10 protein-coding genes are annotated in these 13932 nt (G+C 69.9%); 5 read left to right on the top strand and 5 right to left on the bottom strand.

The annotated features are described in order from the left end of the window. Positions 1-23: 23 nt before the first annotated feature. Positions 24-1136, bottom strand: a complete 1113-nt coding sequence (locus tag SGFS_RS29025; RefSeq protein WP_286254661.1) for a LacI family DNA-binding transcriptional regulator — start codon at positions 1134-1136, stop codon at positions 24-26. A 402-nt stretch (positions 1137-1538) separates the two neighbouring features. On the opposite strand from SGFS_RS29025, the gene hisC reads away from it, so the two are divergent. The 5 genes from hisC (at position 1539) to SGFS_RS29000 (ending at position 10270) form a co-directional block, all read left to right on the top strand. Then, the gene (hisC, locus tag SGFS_RS29020; RefSeq protein ID WP_286254660.1) at positions 1539-2618 is read left to right on the top strand and encodes a histidinol-phosphate transaminase; all 1080 of its coding nucleotides are present in this window, start codon (positions 1539-1541) and stop codon (positions 2616-2618) included. 222 nt (positions 2619-2840) lie between these two features. Continuing rightward, positions 2841-4349: a cytochrome ubiquinol oxidase subunit I gene (locus tag SGFS_RS29015; protein WP_286254658.1), complete on the top strand. Its 1509-nt coding sequence runs from the start codon at positions 2841-2843 to the stop codon at positions 4347-4349. Positions 4350-4379: 30 nt separating this feature from the next. Next, positions 4380-5384, top strand: coding sequence for a cytochrome d ubiquinol oxidase subunit II (gene cydB / locus SGFS_RS29010; RefSeq protein WP_286254657.1), 1005 nt, complete (start codon positions 4380-4382; stop codon positions 5382-5384). A 97-nt stretch (positions 5385-5481) separates the two neighbouring features. Then, positions 5482-8982 (top strand): thiol reductant ABC exporter subunit CydD, encoded by a 3501-nt coding sequence (gene cydD / locus SGFS_RS29005; protein ID WP_286254656.1) that lies wholly within the window; start codon positions 5482-5484, stop codon positions 8980-8982. Positions 8983-9208: 226 nt separating this feature from the next. Further along, the gene (locus tag SGFS_RS29000) at positions 9209-10270 is read left to right on the top strand and encodes a M23 family metallopeptidase (protein WP_286254655.1); all 1062 of its coding nucleotides are present in this window, start codon (positions 9209-9211) and stop codon (positions 10268-10270) included. Positions 10271-10283: 13 nt separating this feature from the next. Here SGFS_RS29000 and SGFS_RS28995 read toward each other — a convergent pair whose 3' ends face one another. The 4 genes from SGFS_RS28995 to SGFS_RS28980 all read right to left on the bottom strand — a co-directional run bounded on the left by SGFS_RS28995 (position 10284) and on the right by SGFS_RS28980 (position 13928). Next, complete coding sequence (locus tag SGFS_RS28995) at positions 10284-11153, bottom strand: Cof-type HAD-IIB family hydrolase (RefSeq protein ID WP_286254654.1); 870 nt, start codon at positions 11151-11153, stop codon at positions 10284-10286. Between the two features lie 172 nt (positions 11154-11325). Beyond that, entirely contained in the window at positions 11326-12228 is a 903-nt protein-coding gene (locus tag SGFS_RS28990) for an LLM class flavin-dependent oxidoreductase (protein ID WP_286254652.1), read from the bottom strand. A 41-nt stretch (positions 12229-12269) separates the two neighbouring features. Next, positions 12270-12818 (bottom strand): RNA 2'-phosphotransferase, encoded by a 549-nt coding sequence (locus tag SGFS_RS28985; protein WP_286254649.1) that lies wholly within the window; start codon positions 12816-12818, stop codon positions 12270-12272. A gap of 162 nt (positions 12819-12980) precedes the next feature. After that, positions 12981-13928, bottom strand: coding sequence for a MerR family transcriptional regulator (locus tag SGFS_RS28980; protein ID WP_286254647.1), 948 nt, complete (start codon positions 13926-13928; stop codon positions 12981-12983). Positions 13929-13932: the final 4 nt, after the last annotated feature.

Below are 13932 nucleotides of genomic sequence, written 5' to 3'. Positions count from 1 at the left end.
CCGGTCGGATCTTCGTTACGGCGTCAACCCTCTTCGGGTGATCGTGGCGGGCTGACCGTCGTACGCGGCGGACGTCGCTCGGACGAGGTGCGCACGATCAGCTCCGTCGGTATCACCTGTTCGACCGGTTGGTCTGATTCGACCCCTTCGATGGCGTCGATGAGGAGCTGGACCACCGCCGTGCCGATGCGGCGCGGTTTCAGCGAGAGGGTGGTGATGGGCGGTTCGGTCGTCGCGTACACATTGGACTCGCTGCAGCAGACGAGCAGCAGGTCGTCGGGGACGCGCAGGCCGTACCGCCGGGCCGCGGCCAGCAGGTCGGTGCCGTTGGGGTCGAAGAGCCCGTAGACGGCGTCCGGGCGGTCGGGCCGTGCCAGCAGCCGGTCGGCGGCGAGGGCTCCCGCGCACGGATCGTGCGCCGGATAGGCCTCGTACACCGGATCCTGGCCCACACGCTCGCACCAGCGCAGGTATGCGGTGGTGGAGAGGTGCGTGTATGTGTCCGTGGTCGTGCCTGTGAGGAGTCCGATGCGGCGGGCGCCCGCGTCGGCCAGATGGTCGAGGATGCCCAGCACCGCGGCCTCGTGGTCGTTGTCGACCCACGCGGTGACGGGGAGCGAGCCGGCCGGGCGGCCGTCGGAGACCACCGGTAATCCTTGGCGGACCAGCTCGCTGACGACCGGGTCCTGGTCGGACGGGTCGATGACCACGGTGCCGTCCAGGGCCACGTTCGACCACACGTCGTGCCGCGAGGTCGCGGGGAGGATGACCAGGGCGTAGCCCCGGGCGAGCGCGGCCGAGGTGGCGGCCCGCGCCATCTCCGCGAAGTACGCGAACTCCGTGAAGGTGAAAGGTTCATCCCCGTAGGTGGTCACGGTCAGTCCGATAAGGCCGGACTTGCCCGTTCTGAGAGTTCGGGCCGCCGCCGAAGGGCGGTAGCCAAGTCGGTCGGCGACCTCGCGTACATGGCGTCGGGTGGCGTCCGGGAGCCGACCCTTGCCGTTGAGGGCGTCGGAAACGGTCGTGATGGAGACCCCGGCGGCGGCGGCCACGTCTCGGATGCCCGCCCGGCCCGACCGGCTGCCTCGGCGGGGAGTTTCCGCCCGGCTCACCTGGTGCTTCCCTGCTGCTGTCATGGCGAGCCGATAGTAGGGCTCATGCGGTGGGGTAGTGCGGACGCATATGCACTCGTTGACAGGCACGTTTCTGCAAGGTCATCAAGGGCCAATTGCCTTGAAATCTAAGGGAGTTGAACGATCCGATGTCACTACGTTACTTGTCGGCACGCATGAGCCTGCCAAGTAGCTCAGGTTTCGAAGAGGTCTCAACTCACCTGCACGGGTGATGCGCGCCACGGCGTGAGCTACCGGCGCATCCACATACGGAGGGCGCGCCCCCCGATTCGTACACCTTCGTGTGTGGATGCCCCTGGGACGGGTGTGACGGACGGGAGGTGAGGTGGTTGTCCACAGACCATTCGCAGCGGCGCGGAATCCTCATAAGGTGAGAAGCATTGGGTGTCGACGAGGAGGACTGCGGTGAGCGAGAAGAGCCCCAGGCTGCGTTCCGAGCTGGAGGGGATCCCTACCTACAAGCCCGGCAGGCCGGCCGCGGCGGGCGGTCCGGTGGCGTACAAGCTGTCCTCCAACGAGAACCCGTATCCGCCCCTGCCCGGTGTGCTGGAGAGCGTGACAGCGGCGGCCACGTCCTTCAACCGGTACCCGGACATGGCGTGCACCGGGCTGATGAGTGAGCTGTCGGACTGCTTCGGGGTGCCGGTCACGCATCTGGCCACCGGTACCGGCTCGGTCGGTGTCGCCCAGCAGCTGATCCAGGCGACGGCGGGCCCGGGCGACGAGGTGATCTACGCCTGGAGGTCGTTCGAGGCATACCCGATCATCACCCAGATCAGTGGCGCCACCTCGGTGCAGGTGCCGTTGACCTCGGGCGATGTCCACGACCTGGACGCGATGGCGGAGGCGATCACCGACCGGACGCGGCTGATCTTCGTCTGCAACCCGAACAATCCGACGGGAACGGCGGTGCGCCGGGCCGAGCTGGAACGGTTCCTCGACCGGGTGCCCGGCGATGTGCTCGTGGTGCTCGACGAGGCGTACAAGGAGTTCGTGCGCGACGTCGAGGTCCCGGACGGTGTCGAGATCTACCGCGAGCGTCCGAACGTGTGTGTGCTGCGTACCTTCTCCAAGGCGTACGGCCTGGCCGGACTCCGGGTCGGTTTCGCGATCGCCCACGAGCCGGTGGCGGCGGCCCTGCGCAAGACGGCCGTGCCGTTCGGTGTGAGCCAGCTGGCCCAGGACGCGGCGGTCGCCTCGCTGCGCGCGGAGGACGAACTTTTCGGCCGGGTCGGGTCACTGGTCTGCGAGCGGACCCGGGTCGTCGACGGACTGCGCGCCCAGGGCTGGACCGTGCCGGACACACAGGCGAACTTCCTGTGGCTGCGGCTGGGGGAGCGCACGGTCGACTTCGCCGCCGTGTGCGAGCAGGCCGGGGTCGTGGTGCGGCCGTTCCCGGGGGAGGGTGTGCGCGTGACGATCGGCGAGACCGAGGCGAACGACATCTTCCTGAAGGCCGCCGAAGGGTTCCGCAAGGAGCTCTAGAGCATCTTCGACCAGAGGGTTCGGGGCTTTCCCCGAGCCCCCTGACTTGTTCGGTCCGCACTCTTGCGTTTCCGGGGACCCCCCACTCTCGTGCCTCGAACGGCTATGCGTCATAATTGCTTGTGAATGTGAACGCGTTCACAAGCGCGTCCCGGTTGTCCTGTGATGTGGGTAACAAGCCGGGGCAAACTGCCGCAGTGCCACGGCATGTAAGGAGAAGACGTGGACCTCGCTCTGGCGCCTGAGACTCTGGCGCGATGGCAGTTCGGTATCACCACCGTCTACCACTTCCTCTTCGTCCCCCTCACGATCTCGCTCGCCGCGCTCACCGCCGGCCTGCAGACCGCCTGGGTGCGCTCGGGGAAGGAGAAGTACCTCAAGGCCACCAAGTTCTGGGGCAAGCTCTTTCTGATCAACATCGCGATGGGCGTCGTCACGGGCATCGTGCAGGAGTTCCAGTTCGGGATGAACTGGTCCGACTACTCGCGCTTCGTCGGCGATGTCTTCGGAGCCCCGCTCGCCTTCGAGGCGCTGATCGCCTTCTTCTTCGAGTCCACCTTCATAGGCCTGTGGATCTTCGGCTGGGACAAGCTGCCGCAGAAAATCCACCTCGCCTGCATCTGGATGGTCTCCATCGGCACGATCCTGTCGGCGTACTTCATCCTCGCGGCCAACTCGTGGATGCAGCACCCCGTCGGCTACCGGATCAACGAGGCGAAGGGCCGGGCCGAGCTGACCGACTTCTGGCTCGTCCTGACCCAGAACACCGCGCTCACCCAGGTCTTCCACACCCTCTCCGCGGCCTTCCTCACCGGTGGCGCCTTCATGGTCGGCATCGCCGCCTTCCACCTGTCTCGCAAGAAGCACATCCCGGTGATGAAGACCTCGCTGCGACTCGGCCTGATCACCGTGGTCATCGCCGGCATGCTCACCGCGATCAGCGGCGACCTGCTCGGCAAGGTCATGTTCAAGCAGCAGCCCATGAAGATGGCCGCCGCCGAGGCGCTGTGGGACGGAGAGGCGCCCGCGCCCTTCTCCGTCTTCGCCTACGGCGACGTCGACAAGGGCCACAACAGGGTCGCGATCGAGATACCCGGCCTGCTGTCCTTCCTCGCCAACGACGACTTCGACTCGCACGTCCCCGGCATCAACGACGTCAACAAGGCCGAGCAGGAGAAGTACGGGCCCGGCGACTACCGGCCCAACATCCCGGTCTCCTACTGGGGCTTCCGCTGGATGATCGGCTTCGGCATGGCGTCCTTCACCCTCGGCATCATCGGGCTCTGGCTCACCCGCAAGAAGTTCATGCTGCCGCAGCACCTGCGGGTCGGCGACGACGAGGTGCCGCATCTCGTGCTGCTGCCCAAGAAGGCCCTCGGCCCGACCCTCACCAAGTGGTACTGGCGCATCGCGATCCTGACCCTGGGCTTCCCGCTGATCGCCAACTCCTGGGGCTGGATCTTCACCGAGATGGGTCGTCAGCCGTGGGTCGTCTACGGCGTGCTGCGCACCGAGGACGCCGTCTCCCCCGGTGTCTCCCAGGGCGAGATCCTCACCTCGATGATCGTCTTCACCACGCTGTACGCCATCCTCGCCGTCGTCGAGGTCAAGCTGCTCGCCAAGTACGTCAAGGCCGGACCGCCGGAGCTGACGGAGGCCGACCTCAACCCGCCCACGAAGATCGGCGGCGACTCCCGTGACGCCGACAAGCCGATGGCCTTCTCGTACTAGGCCGTACCGGGCCAAGGGAGCTGCACAGTCATGGAACTTCACGACGTCTGGTTCGTCCTCATCGCCGTCCTCTGGATCGGCTACTTCTTCCTGGAGGGCTTCGACTTCGGAGTCGGTGTCCTCACCAAGCTGCTGGCCCGGAACCGGCCGGAGAAGCGGGTTCTGATCAACACCATCGGGCCCGTCTGGGACGGCAACGAGGTGTGGCTGCTCTCGGCGGGCGGCGCGACCTTCGCCGCCTTTCCCGAGTGGTACGCCACGATGTTCTCCGGCTTCTATCTGCCGCTGCTGCTCATCCTGGTCTGCCTGATCGTCCGCGGTGTCGCCTTCGAGTACCGGGCGAAGCGGCCCGAGGAGAACTGGCAGCGCAACTGGGAGACGGCGATCTTCTGGACCTCGCTGCTCCCCGCGTTCCTGTGGGGTGTGGCCTTCGCCAACATCGTGCGCGGAGTGAAGATCGACCGCGACTTCGAATACGTGGGCAATGTCGGTGACCTGCTCAACCCCTACGCCCTGTTGGGGGGTCTGGTCACGCTGTCGCTGTTCACCTTCCACGGGACGGTGTTCGTCGGCCTCAAGACCGTCGGGGACATCCGGGAGCGGGCACGGAAGCTGGCCCTGCAGGTCGGGCTGGTGACCGCCGGGCTGGCACTGCTCTTCCTGGTCTGGACCCAGGTCGAGAAGGGGGGCGGCGCCTCGCTGGTCGCCCTGGTCGTGGCGGTCGCGGCGCTCGTGGTGGCGCTGGTGGCGGCCCGTGCGGGGCGCGAGGGCTGGGCGTTCGCGCTGTCGGGGCTCACCATCGTGGCGGCCGTCGGGATGCTTTTCCTGACGCTCTTCCCGAACGTCATGCCGTCCTCGCTGAACGAGGAGTGGAACCTCACGGTCACCAACGCCTCGTCGAGCCCGTACACCCTGAAGATCATGACCTGGTGTGCTGTGATCGCCACGCCTGTGGTGATGCTCTACCAGGGGTGGACGTACTGGGTGTTCCGCAAGCGGATCGGTACGCAGCACATCGCTGATCCCGTGCACTGAGTCCGCCAGGGGTGTGTTTGGCGATGTTTCACGTGAAACACACCCCCTCCGGCCGAAGAGGCATGTTTCACGTGAAACATCGCCTGCCGAGAAGAGGGTGTTTCACGTGAAACCGATCGACCCGCGACTGCTGCGGTACGCCCGCGCCACCCGCCTCTTCCTGGTGGCGGTCGTCGGCCTGGGCGTCGTCGGGGCGGGGCTCGTCATTGCGCAGGCGATGCTCATCGCCGAGGTGGTGGTCGGTGCCTTCCAGCACGGGATGTCGGTCGCCGAACTCGGCACTCCCCTGCTGCTGTTGACGGTTGTCGCGGCCGGTCGGGCCCTGGTCGCATGGCTCACCGAACTGGCCGCTCACCGCGCGAGTGCGGCCGTGAAGTCGGAGCTGCGGGGCCGGTTGCTGGAGCGGGCCGCCGAGCTGGGCCCCGGCTGGCTGAGCGGGCAGCGCACGGGCTCGCTGGTCGCCCTCGCCACTCGTGGCGTCGACGCGCTGGACGACTACTTCTCGCGCTATCTGCCGCAGTTGGGCCTCGCGGTGGTCGTGCCCGCGGCGGTGCTCGTCCGGGTCGTCACCGAGGACTGGGTCTCGGCGGCGATCATCGTGGGCACACTGCCGCTGATCCCGGTCTTCATGGTGCTCATCGGCTGGGCCACCCGCTCGCAGATGGACCGTCAGTGGCGGCTGCTGTCCCGGCTGTCGGGGCATTTCCTGGACGTCGTCGCCGGGCTGCCGACGCTGAAGGTCTTCGGGCGGGCCAAGGCGCAGGCCGAGTCGATCAAGCGGATCACTGGTGAGTACCGGCGGGCGACCATGCGGACCCTGCGGATCGCCTTCCTGTCGTCCTTCGCGCTGGAGTTGCTCGCGACGATCTCGGTCGCGTTGGTCGCCGTGACCATCGGTATGCGGCTGGTGCATGGCGAGATGGACCTGTACATCGGGCTCGTCATCCTCATTCTCGCCCCCGAGGCGTATCTACCCGTGCGGCAGGTGGGGGCGCAGTTCCACGCGGCCGCCGAGGGGCTCGCGGCGGCCGAGGAGATCTTCGAGGTGCTGGAGACGCCGTCGCCGGTGTCCGGGGCCGGGGCCGTGTCGTCTTCCGGCGGTATCCGCTTCGAAGGGGTGACTGTCCGGTACCCGGGTCGCTCCGGCGACGCCGTCTCGGATGTGTCGTTCGCCGTGGAGCCCGGGGAGACGGTGGCCCTCGTCGGACCGAGCGGCGTGGGCAAGTCGACGCTGGTGAACGTGCTGTTGGGGTTCATCGAGCCTGCTGTCGGCCGGGTGCTCGTCGGGGGAGCCGAACTCGCCTCGCTGGACCTTGCGGAGTGGCGGTCACATGTGGCCTGGGTGCCGCAGCGGCCGCACCTGTACGCCGGGTCGATCGCGGAGAACGTACGGCTGGCTCGGCCCGACGCGGACGACGAGGCGGTGCGGCGGGCGTTGGCCGACGCGGGGGCGCTGGAGTTCGTGGACGCGCTGCCCGCCGGGCTCGACACGGTCCTCGGGGAGGACGGCGCGGGGCTCTCCGCCGGACAGCGCCAACGGCTCGCTCTCGCCCGGGCGTTCCTCGCCGATCGGCCCGTGCTGCTCCTCGACGAGCCGACGGCCTCGCTGGACGGGGAGACAGAGGCCGAGGTCGTTGAGGCGGTGCGGCGGCTGGCGGTGGGACGGACCGTGCTGCTGGTGGTGCATCGGCCCGCGCTGCTGGGAGTGGCGGATCGGGTGGTGCGGTTGGCGGCCGTGGCGGAGCCGGTTGTTGTGCCTGGCGACCGGCGGGTTGAGGCCACGACGGGGAGTCGGCCCCACGACCGGGATGTCGCGCGCGCTCAGGAGCAGGATCTGCCCCTGGAGAGGCGTGGCGGCGTGCTGACCCGTGTCCGGCGTATGGCCGGGCCCCGCCGGAGTCGCCTCGCGCTCGCTCTGCTGCTCGGCAGCCTCGCCCTCGGGAGCGCTGTGGGGTTGATGGCGACCTCCGGGTGGCTGATCTCGCGGGCCTCGCAGCAGCCTCCCGTGCTGTATCTGATGGTCGCCGTGACGGGCACGCGGGCGTTCGGGATCGGGCGGGCGGTGTTCCGGTACGCGGAGCGGCTGGTGTCGCACGACGCCGTGCTGCGGATGCTGGCCGACACCCGGGTCGCCGTGTACCGGCGGCTGGAACGGCTGGCGCCTGCCGGGCTGCGGACGACCAGGCGGGGCGATCTGCTCTCGCGGCTGGTCGCCGACGTGGATGCCCTGCAGGACTACTGGGTGCGCTGGCTGCTGCCCGCCGGGGCCGCGGTGGTCGTGTCCGCCGCCTCCGTCGGGTTCACCGCCTGGCTGCTGCCCGAGGCCGGAGCCGCCCTCGCCGTCGGACTGCTCGCCGCCGGGGCCGGGGTTCCGCTCGTGACGGGGACCGTGGCCCGGCGCGCGGAGCAGCGGCTGGCGCCCGCTCGTGGGGTGCTGGCCACCAGCGTGGCCGACCTGCTCACCGGCACCGCCGAGTTGACCGTCGCGGGCGCCCTGCCCGCGCGTATCGCCGAGGCGCGGCGGGCCGACGGGGTGCTCACTCGGATCGCGTCCCGTGCGGCCGGCGCCACCGCGCTCGGCGACGGGCTCACCGCGCTCGTCTCGGGGCTCACCGTCGCCGCCACCGCACTTCTGGGCGCTCAGGCGGTCGCCGGTGGGCGGCTGAGCGGGGTTGCCATGGCTGTCGTCGTGCTCACCCCGCTCGCAGCCTTCGAGGCCGTGCTGGGGCTGCCGCTGGCCGTGCAGTACCGCCAGCGGGTGCGCAGGAGCGCGGAGCGCGTGTACGAGGTGCTGGAGGCCCCCGATCCCGTACGCGAAGCGGAGGAGCCGGCCGAGGCGCCCGTGTCGCCGTTCCCGCTGCGGCTCGAAGGTGTCGGCGCCCGGTACGCGGGACAGGAGCGGGACGCGCTGGCCGGACTCGACCTCACCCTCGAACAGGGGCGCAGGATCGCCGTGGTCGGCGTCTCCGGGGCGGGCAAGACGACGCTCACGCAGGTGCTGCTGCGGTTCCTGGACGCGAGAGAGGGGACGTACACGCTGGGCGGCGTGGACGCGTACACCCTCGACGGGGACGCCGTACGGCGGTTCGTCGGACTGTGTGCGCAGGACGCGCATCTCTTCGACAGCTCGGTGCGGGAGAACCTGTTGCTGGCCAGGAAGGACGCCGGTGAGGCGGAGCTGCGGGACGCGCTCGCGCGGGCGCGGCTGCTCGACTGGGCCGACGGACTGTCCGACGGCCTCGACACCCTGATCGGCGAGCACGGGGCCCGGCTCTCCGGCGGCCAGCGTCAGCGGCTCGCCCTCGCCCGCGCACTGCTGGCCGACTTCCCGGTCCTCGTCCTCGACGAGCCCGCGGAACACCTCGACCTACCGACCGCCGACGCGCTCACCGCGGACCTGCTGGCCGCCACCGAGGGCCGTACGAGCCTGCTGATCACCCACCGGCTGGCCGGGCTTGAGGCCGTGGACGAGGTGGTCGTACTGGCGGAGGGGCGGGTCGTCCAGCGGGGTCGGTACGAGGAACTGGCCGTCGTCGACGGGCCGTTGCGGGCGATGGTGGAGCGGGAGAGCGCGGGGGAGCTGCTGCTCAGGGCGTGAGCGCCCCTCTGCGGGATCGGGACCTGGGAGGCAGGTCGGAGTGGCAGGCGTTCACTGAGGCCGGCTGAGCCCCGGCCCTCTCGAAGGCCCCGCAGGTCTCCCCGCCGAACATCCCTGAGCCGCCCCCTGTTCGGCCCAGTCGGCTGGGCTGTCCGGGGTAGCCGGGTCCCCCGGCCGTACGACCTGAACAGGACCGCGGCACCGGTCCCGGGACACGATCGCTGGCATGCGCTCACCCCGTCGACATCCACTGCTCGTTTCCGTGCTGTTGTGCGCTGCCGCGGTTCTCGCCCTCCTGCCCACGGCGGCCGAGGGCGACGACGGGCAGCCCGGAGCACCCGGCGACGCTGCCATCAGCGCCCAGGTGGCGCGGCTGTACGAGGACGCGGCGGTGGCGACGCAGCAGTACGAGATGGGGCGGCTGGAGGCGGAGGCACAGCGGGCGAGGGCCGAGCGGTTCGAGGCGCTGCTGGCCCGGGCGCGGCGGCGGGTCGAGGTGCTGCGCGCGGACCTCGGTCTGATCGCGCGTGCCCAGTACCGCGAGGGTGGCGGGCTGCCGTACACCGCGCAGATGCTGCTCTCCGACGATCCCGAGGGGATGATGCGGGGGCAACGGGCTGGTCGGCAGGCCGATCTGACGTTCAGCAACGCCGTCGCCAGGGGCCGTCGCGCGGAGAAGAGGCTGGCCGTCAGGGAGGCGAGGACCGCGGCGGCCTGGCGGGAGCTGGAGCGGCGCAGGGCCGAACTCGCCGAGATCAAGCGGAACATCCAGGAGCGGCTCGAAGAGGCGCAGTGGATGCTTCAGGGGCAGGCCGACGCGGCGGTCGCGGCGGGCAGCTGCCGGGGCGCCGTCCGGCTGGACCAGCCGGACACCGGCTCCGTAGGGGATTGGGCCGCGCCCGTGGAGACGTACGAGCTGTCGGCGGGGTTCGGCAGCGGTGGGGACCGGTGGGCCAGTCGACATACCGGGCAGGACTTCGCGGTGCCGATCGGCACGCCGGTGCGGGCGGTCGGCGAGGGGCACGTGGTGAAGGTGTCGTGCGGCGGCGCCTTCGGCATCGAGGTCGTCGTGCAGCACGCGGACGGCTACTACACGCAGTACGCGCATCTCGCCGCCGTCACCGTCGACCAGGGCGAGCGCGTGGCGCCCGGGCAGTGGATCGGTCAGTCGGGCACCTCCGGCAACTCCACCGGCCCGCATCTGCACTTCGAGGTGCGGGTCACCCCTGAGCTGGGATCGGGCATCGACCCCGTGCCGTGGCTGCTCAGGCACGGGGTGCGGCTGTAGGTGTCGCGGCGGGTTACAGCCGTTCCGCCAGCAGGCGCTCGATCACCACCGCGACGCCGTCCTCGTTGTTGGCGACGGTGCGGCCGGAGGCGGCCGAGACGACGGCCGGGTGCGCGTTGCCCATGGCGTACGACTGGCCCGCCCAGGTGAGCATCTCGACGTCGTTCGGCATGTCGCCGAAGGCGACGACCTCCTCGGGGGAGATGCCGCGCTCGGCGCAGCACAGGGCGAGGGTGCTGGCCTTGGAGACACCCGGGCCGCTGATCTCCAGCAGGGCGCTGGGGCTGGAGCGGGTGATGGTCGCGCGGTCGCCGACGGCGATACGGGCGGTGTCGAGGAACTCGTCGGGGTCGAGGTCGGGGTGGAACGCGAGGATCTTCAGCACCGGCTCGTCATCGGCGACACCGCCCGGGGACAGCAGCTTCTCGGCGGGCGCGAGGGCGTCGGGTACCTCCATGTGGAGCTTCGGGTACTCGGGCTCCTGGTTGAAGCCGTACGTCTGCTCGACCGCGTACACGGTGCCGGGCGCGGCCGCGCGCAGCAGGCGTACGGCGTCGAGCGCGTTCTCCCGTGCCAGCTCGCGGACCTTGACGAACCGGTGGGTGCCCGGGCCGCCGTGCAGGTCGACCACGGCGGCGCCGTTTCCGCAGATGGCGAGGCCGTGGCCGTGGACGTGCTCGCTGACGACGTCCATCCAGCGGGCCGGGCGGCCGGTGACGAAGAAGACCTCGATGCCCGCCTCCTCCGCCGCCGCGAGCGCGGCGACCGTACGGGGCGAGACGGACTTGTCGTCGCGCAGCAGGGTGCCGTCGAGGTCCGTGGCTATCAGCCGGGGCGGGACGGTCGGGGCCGGGCTCTCGGGCTGTCTCGTCGCTGAGGTCACGGACCCCATTCTCGCGCATATGCGCGCACGGTCGTGCGGGTGCCCGCACAGGTGAGTGATTACTCTCCCTGAACCGCTCCCGGAAATACCCCTGATCCTGCTCCTGCCCGTACGTCTCGGCCGCTTCTGCGGGCACGGCCTCCCGGGGGCCGCGGCGGTTCTGTGGCAGGACTCACGCCAGCTGAGCAGGGGCCTCCAGGGCGATCTGCTCGAAGACCTTCTCGTCAGCCGCGAAGACGGAGTCGGGGATCGGCCAGTGGACCACGAGGTCGGTGATGCCCAGCTCGGCGTGGCGGCCCGCGAAGTCCACGAACGCGTCCAGCGACCGCAGCGGCAGGCCACGGTCCGGGGTGAAGCCGGTGAGCAGGATCTTGTCGAGCCCGGCGACGTCCCGGCCTTGCTCGGCGCAGGCGTCGGCCAGCTTCTCGATCTGTCCACGAATGGCTTGAACCGATTGTGCAGACGTACCCGTCTCGTACAGCCGGGGGTCCCCGGTGGTCACCCACGCCTGCCCGTGGCGGGCCGCGAGCCGCATTCCGCGCGGCCCGGTGGCGGCCACCGCGAAGGGCAGCCGGGGGCGCTGGACGCAGCCGGGGATGTTGCGGGCCTCGTGGGCCGAGTAGTGGTCGCCCTCGTAGGAGACGGAGTCCTCGGTGAGGAGACGGTCGAGCAAGGGGACGAACTCGGCGAAGCGGTCGGCGCGCTCACGCGGGGTCCATGGCTCCTGGCCGAGCGCGGTGGCGTCGAAGCCGCTGCCGCCCGCGCCGACGCCGAGGGTGACGCGGCCGCCGGAGATGTCGTCGAGGGAGATCAGCTCCTTGGCGAGGGTCACCGGGTGCCGGAAGTTCGGCGAGGTCACGAGGGTGCCGAGGCGCAGATGGTCGGTGACGGCGGCCGCGGCCGTCAGGGTGGGCAGGGCGCCGAACCACGGCCCGTCGCGAAAGCTCCGCCACGACAGGTGGTCGTAGGTGTACGCGGTGTGGAACCCGAGCTGCTCGGCCCGCTGCCACGCGGAACGACCGCCCTCGTTCCAGCGGAGGTACGGCAGGATCACGGTGCTCAGACGCAGACTCATGCATCGAGCGTAAGCGCAGCCGTCGGGTGCTCCGGCTTCGCTCAGTGAGGGTCGGGGAACCGCAGATACTCGGGCGGTACGGCTTCGGTCAGCCACACTCCGTTGGCGCTGACGCGGAACTCGTGGCCGTCGCGGTGCATGGCGCCGGCGTCCACGGAGAGCACGACGGGACGGCCGCGGCGGGCGCCGACACGGGTGGCGGTCTCGCGGTCGGGCGAGAGGTGCACATCGTGGCGGTTCATCGCCCGTAGTCCCTCGGCTCGGATCGCCTCCAGACAGGCCGCCACGGTCCCGTGGTAGAGGTACGGCGGCGGGGTCGCCGGGGGCAGGCCGAGGTCGACCTCGACGGTGTGGCCCTGGTTGGCGCGGATCCGGTCGCCGTCGATGGTGAAGCGCCGCTTGTCGTTGTGGGCGACCACGTGGTCGAGTTCGGCCCTGGTGAACCGGAAGCCGTGCGCGGTGGCCGCCGCGATGAGCGTGTCGATCCCGACCCAGCCGCCTTCGTCGAGCGTGAGCCCGATACGTGCGGGCTGGTGCCGCAGATGCTTCGAGAGGTACTTCGACACCTTCACGGTGCGTCGTTCGTCCATGCCGTTCGTTGGTCTGTCCGTTTCGTTCATCCCGCCAGCGTGCCTGGAGAGACACGCGTCACGCACATGATTTTGATGCGAATGTTTGATCCACAGCCAAGTGTAGTTATCCACAGGGGAATTGGAGATTCTGTGGACAACTATGCGTCCGATTGAGGGTGTTTAGTCATCTTTTTCTCTGTTGTTGTGATTTGAGGCGAGGGTATCCAAGGTGCGGGCTTGGACCTCCCGTTCGGCGGCCGCTGTGATGAAGGCGGCGATCTGTTCGGAGCCGACCAACTTCTCCACGGCCCGCATTGTGGAGGCGGGAATCCGCACCGAGCACGATGCGTCCGCCGTCTCGGTCGGAGCGTCCGAACCGAGATGCCGACGCAGCTGTCGGTTCGCGAACAGCCGCATCGCGCGGGCGAGTTCGGCGTCCATCGTCTGTTGCGCGAGTGGCCGCAGACGCCGTACGAGGGCCGCCGCCTCGGCCGTGTCGGCGTCGGTCGGAGGCTGATGCCGCCCGAGGTAGCGCGCGAACACGTGCTCGGTGGTGAAGTCCAGGAAACGTGCGGCGATGTGCTCGACCTGCCCCCTCAACTCCCTCAGGTGGCCTGCGATCGCGGACAGCGGGACCCCGGCCTCGTGTAACTCGGCGGCCACAGCCAGTTCCTGGGGGCTCGGCACGAGGAACAGCTCCTCCTCGCCCGGACCGCCGGGCAGGGGCTCCAGTACGCCCAGTTCGACCGCGTCAGCGACGGCTGTATCGTCCGGGACGCCACCGAAGCGCTGGGCCAGCTCGGCCCGTGAGATCCGCACGGGCTCCTCGTCGGTCCACGGCCCGTCGACCTCGGCGACCAGACCGAGCACCCCACCGAGGCCGCGGCCCGCGTCCCAGGCCTCCAGGAGTTCCTTGATGGAGGCCAGGGTGTAGCCGCGGTCGAGGAGGTCGGCGATCTGGTGCAGCCGCGTCAGATGAGCGTCCGAGTAGACGTTCGACCGGCCGCGGCGCTCGGGGCGGGGAAGCAGCCCACGGTCCTGGTAGGCGCGGATCGTGCGGACCGTGGCACCGCTCACATGCGCCAGGTCCTCGATGCGGTACGTGGCTCCGGCCGGCTCTTCGTTCACAGTC

The organism is Streptomyces graminofaciens, from assembly GCF_030294945.1.
In the GTDB taxonomy this organism is placed as follows: domain Bacteria; phylum Actinomycetota; class Actinomycetes; order Streptomycetales; family Streptomycetaceae; genus Streptomyces; species Streptomyces graminofaciens.
Note: the sequence above shows the minus strand (reverse complement) of the source record. Positions and strands in the feature narration are given on the sequence as shown.

Excerpts from the sequence above, each read along its gene's own strand:
- SGFS_RS29025 (WP_286254661.1), bottom strand. The coding sequence starts at position 1,136 with ATGACAGCAGCAGGGAAGCACCAGGTGAGCCGGGCGGAAACTCCCCGC.
- cydB (WP_286254657.1), top strand. The coding sequence starts at position 4,380 with ATGGAACTTCACGACGTCTGGTTCGTCCTCATCGCCGTCCTCTGGATC.
- SGFS_RS29000 (WP_286254655.1), top strand. The coding sequence starts at position 9,209 with ATGCGCTCACCCCGTCGACATCCACTGCTCGTTTCCGTGCTGTTGTGC.
- SGFS_RS28990 (WP_286254652.1), bottom strand. The coding sequence starts at position 12,228 with ATGAGTCTGCGTCTGAGCACCGTGATCCTGCCGTACCTCCGCTGGAAC.
- SGFS_RS28985 (WP_286254649.1), bottom strand. The coding sequence starts at position 12,818 with ATGGACGAACGACGCACCGTGAAGGTGTCGAAGTACCTCTCGAAGCAT.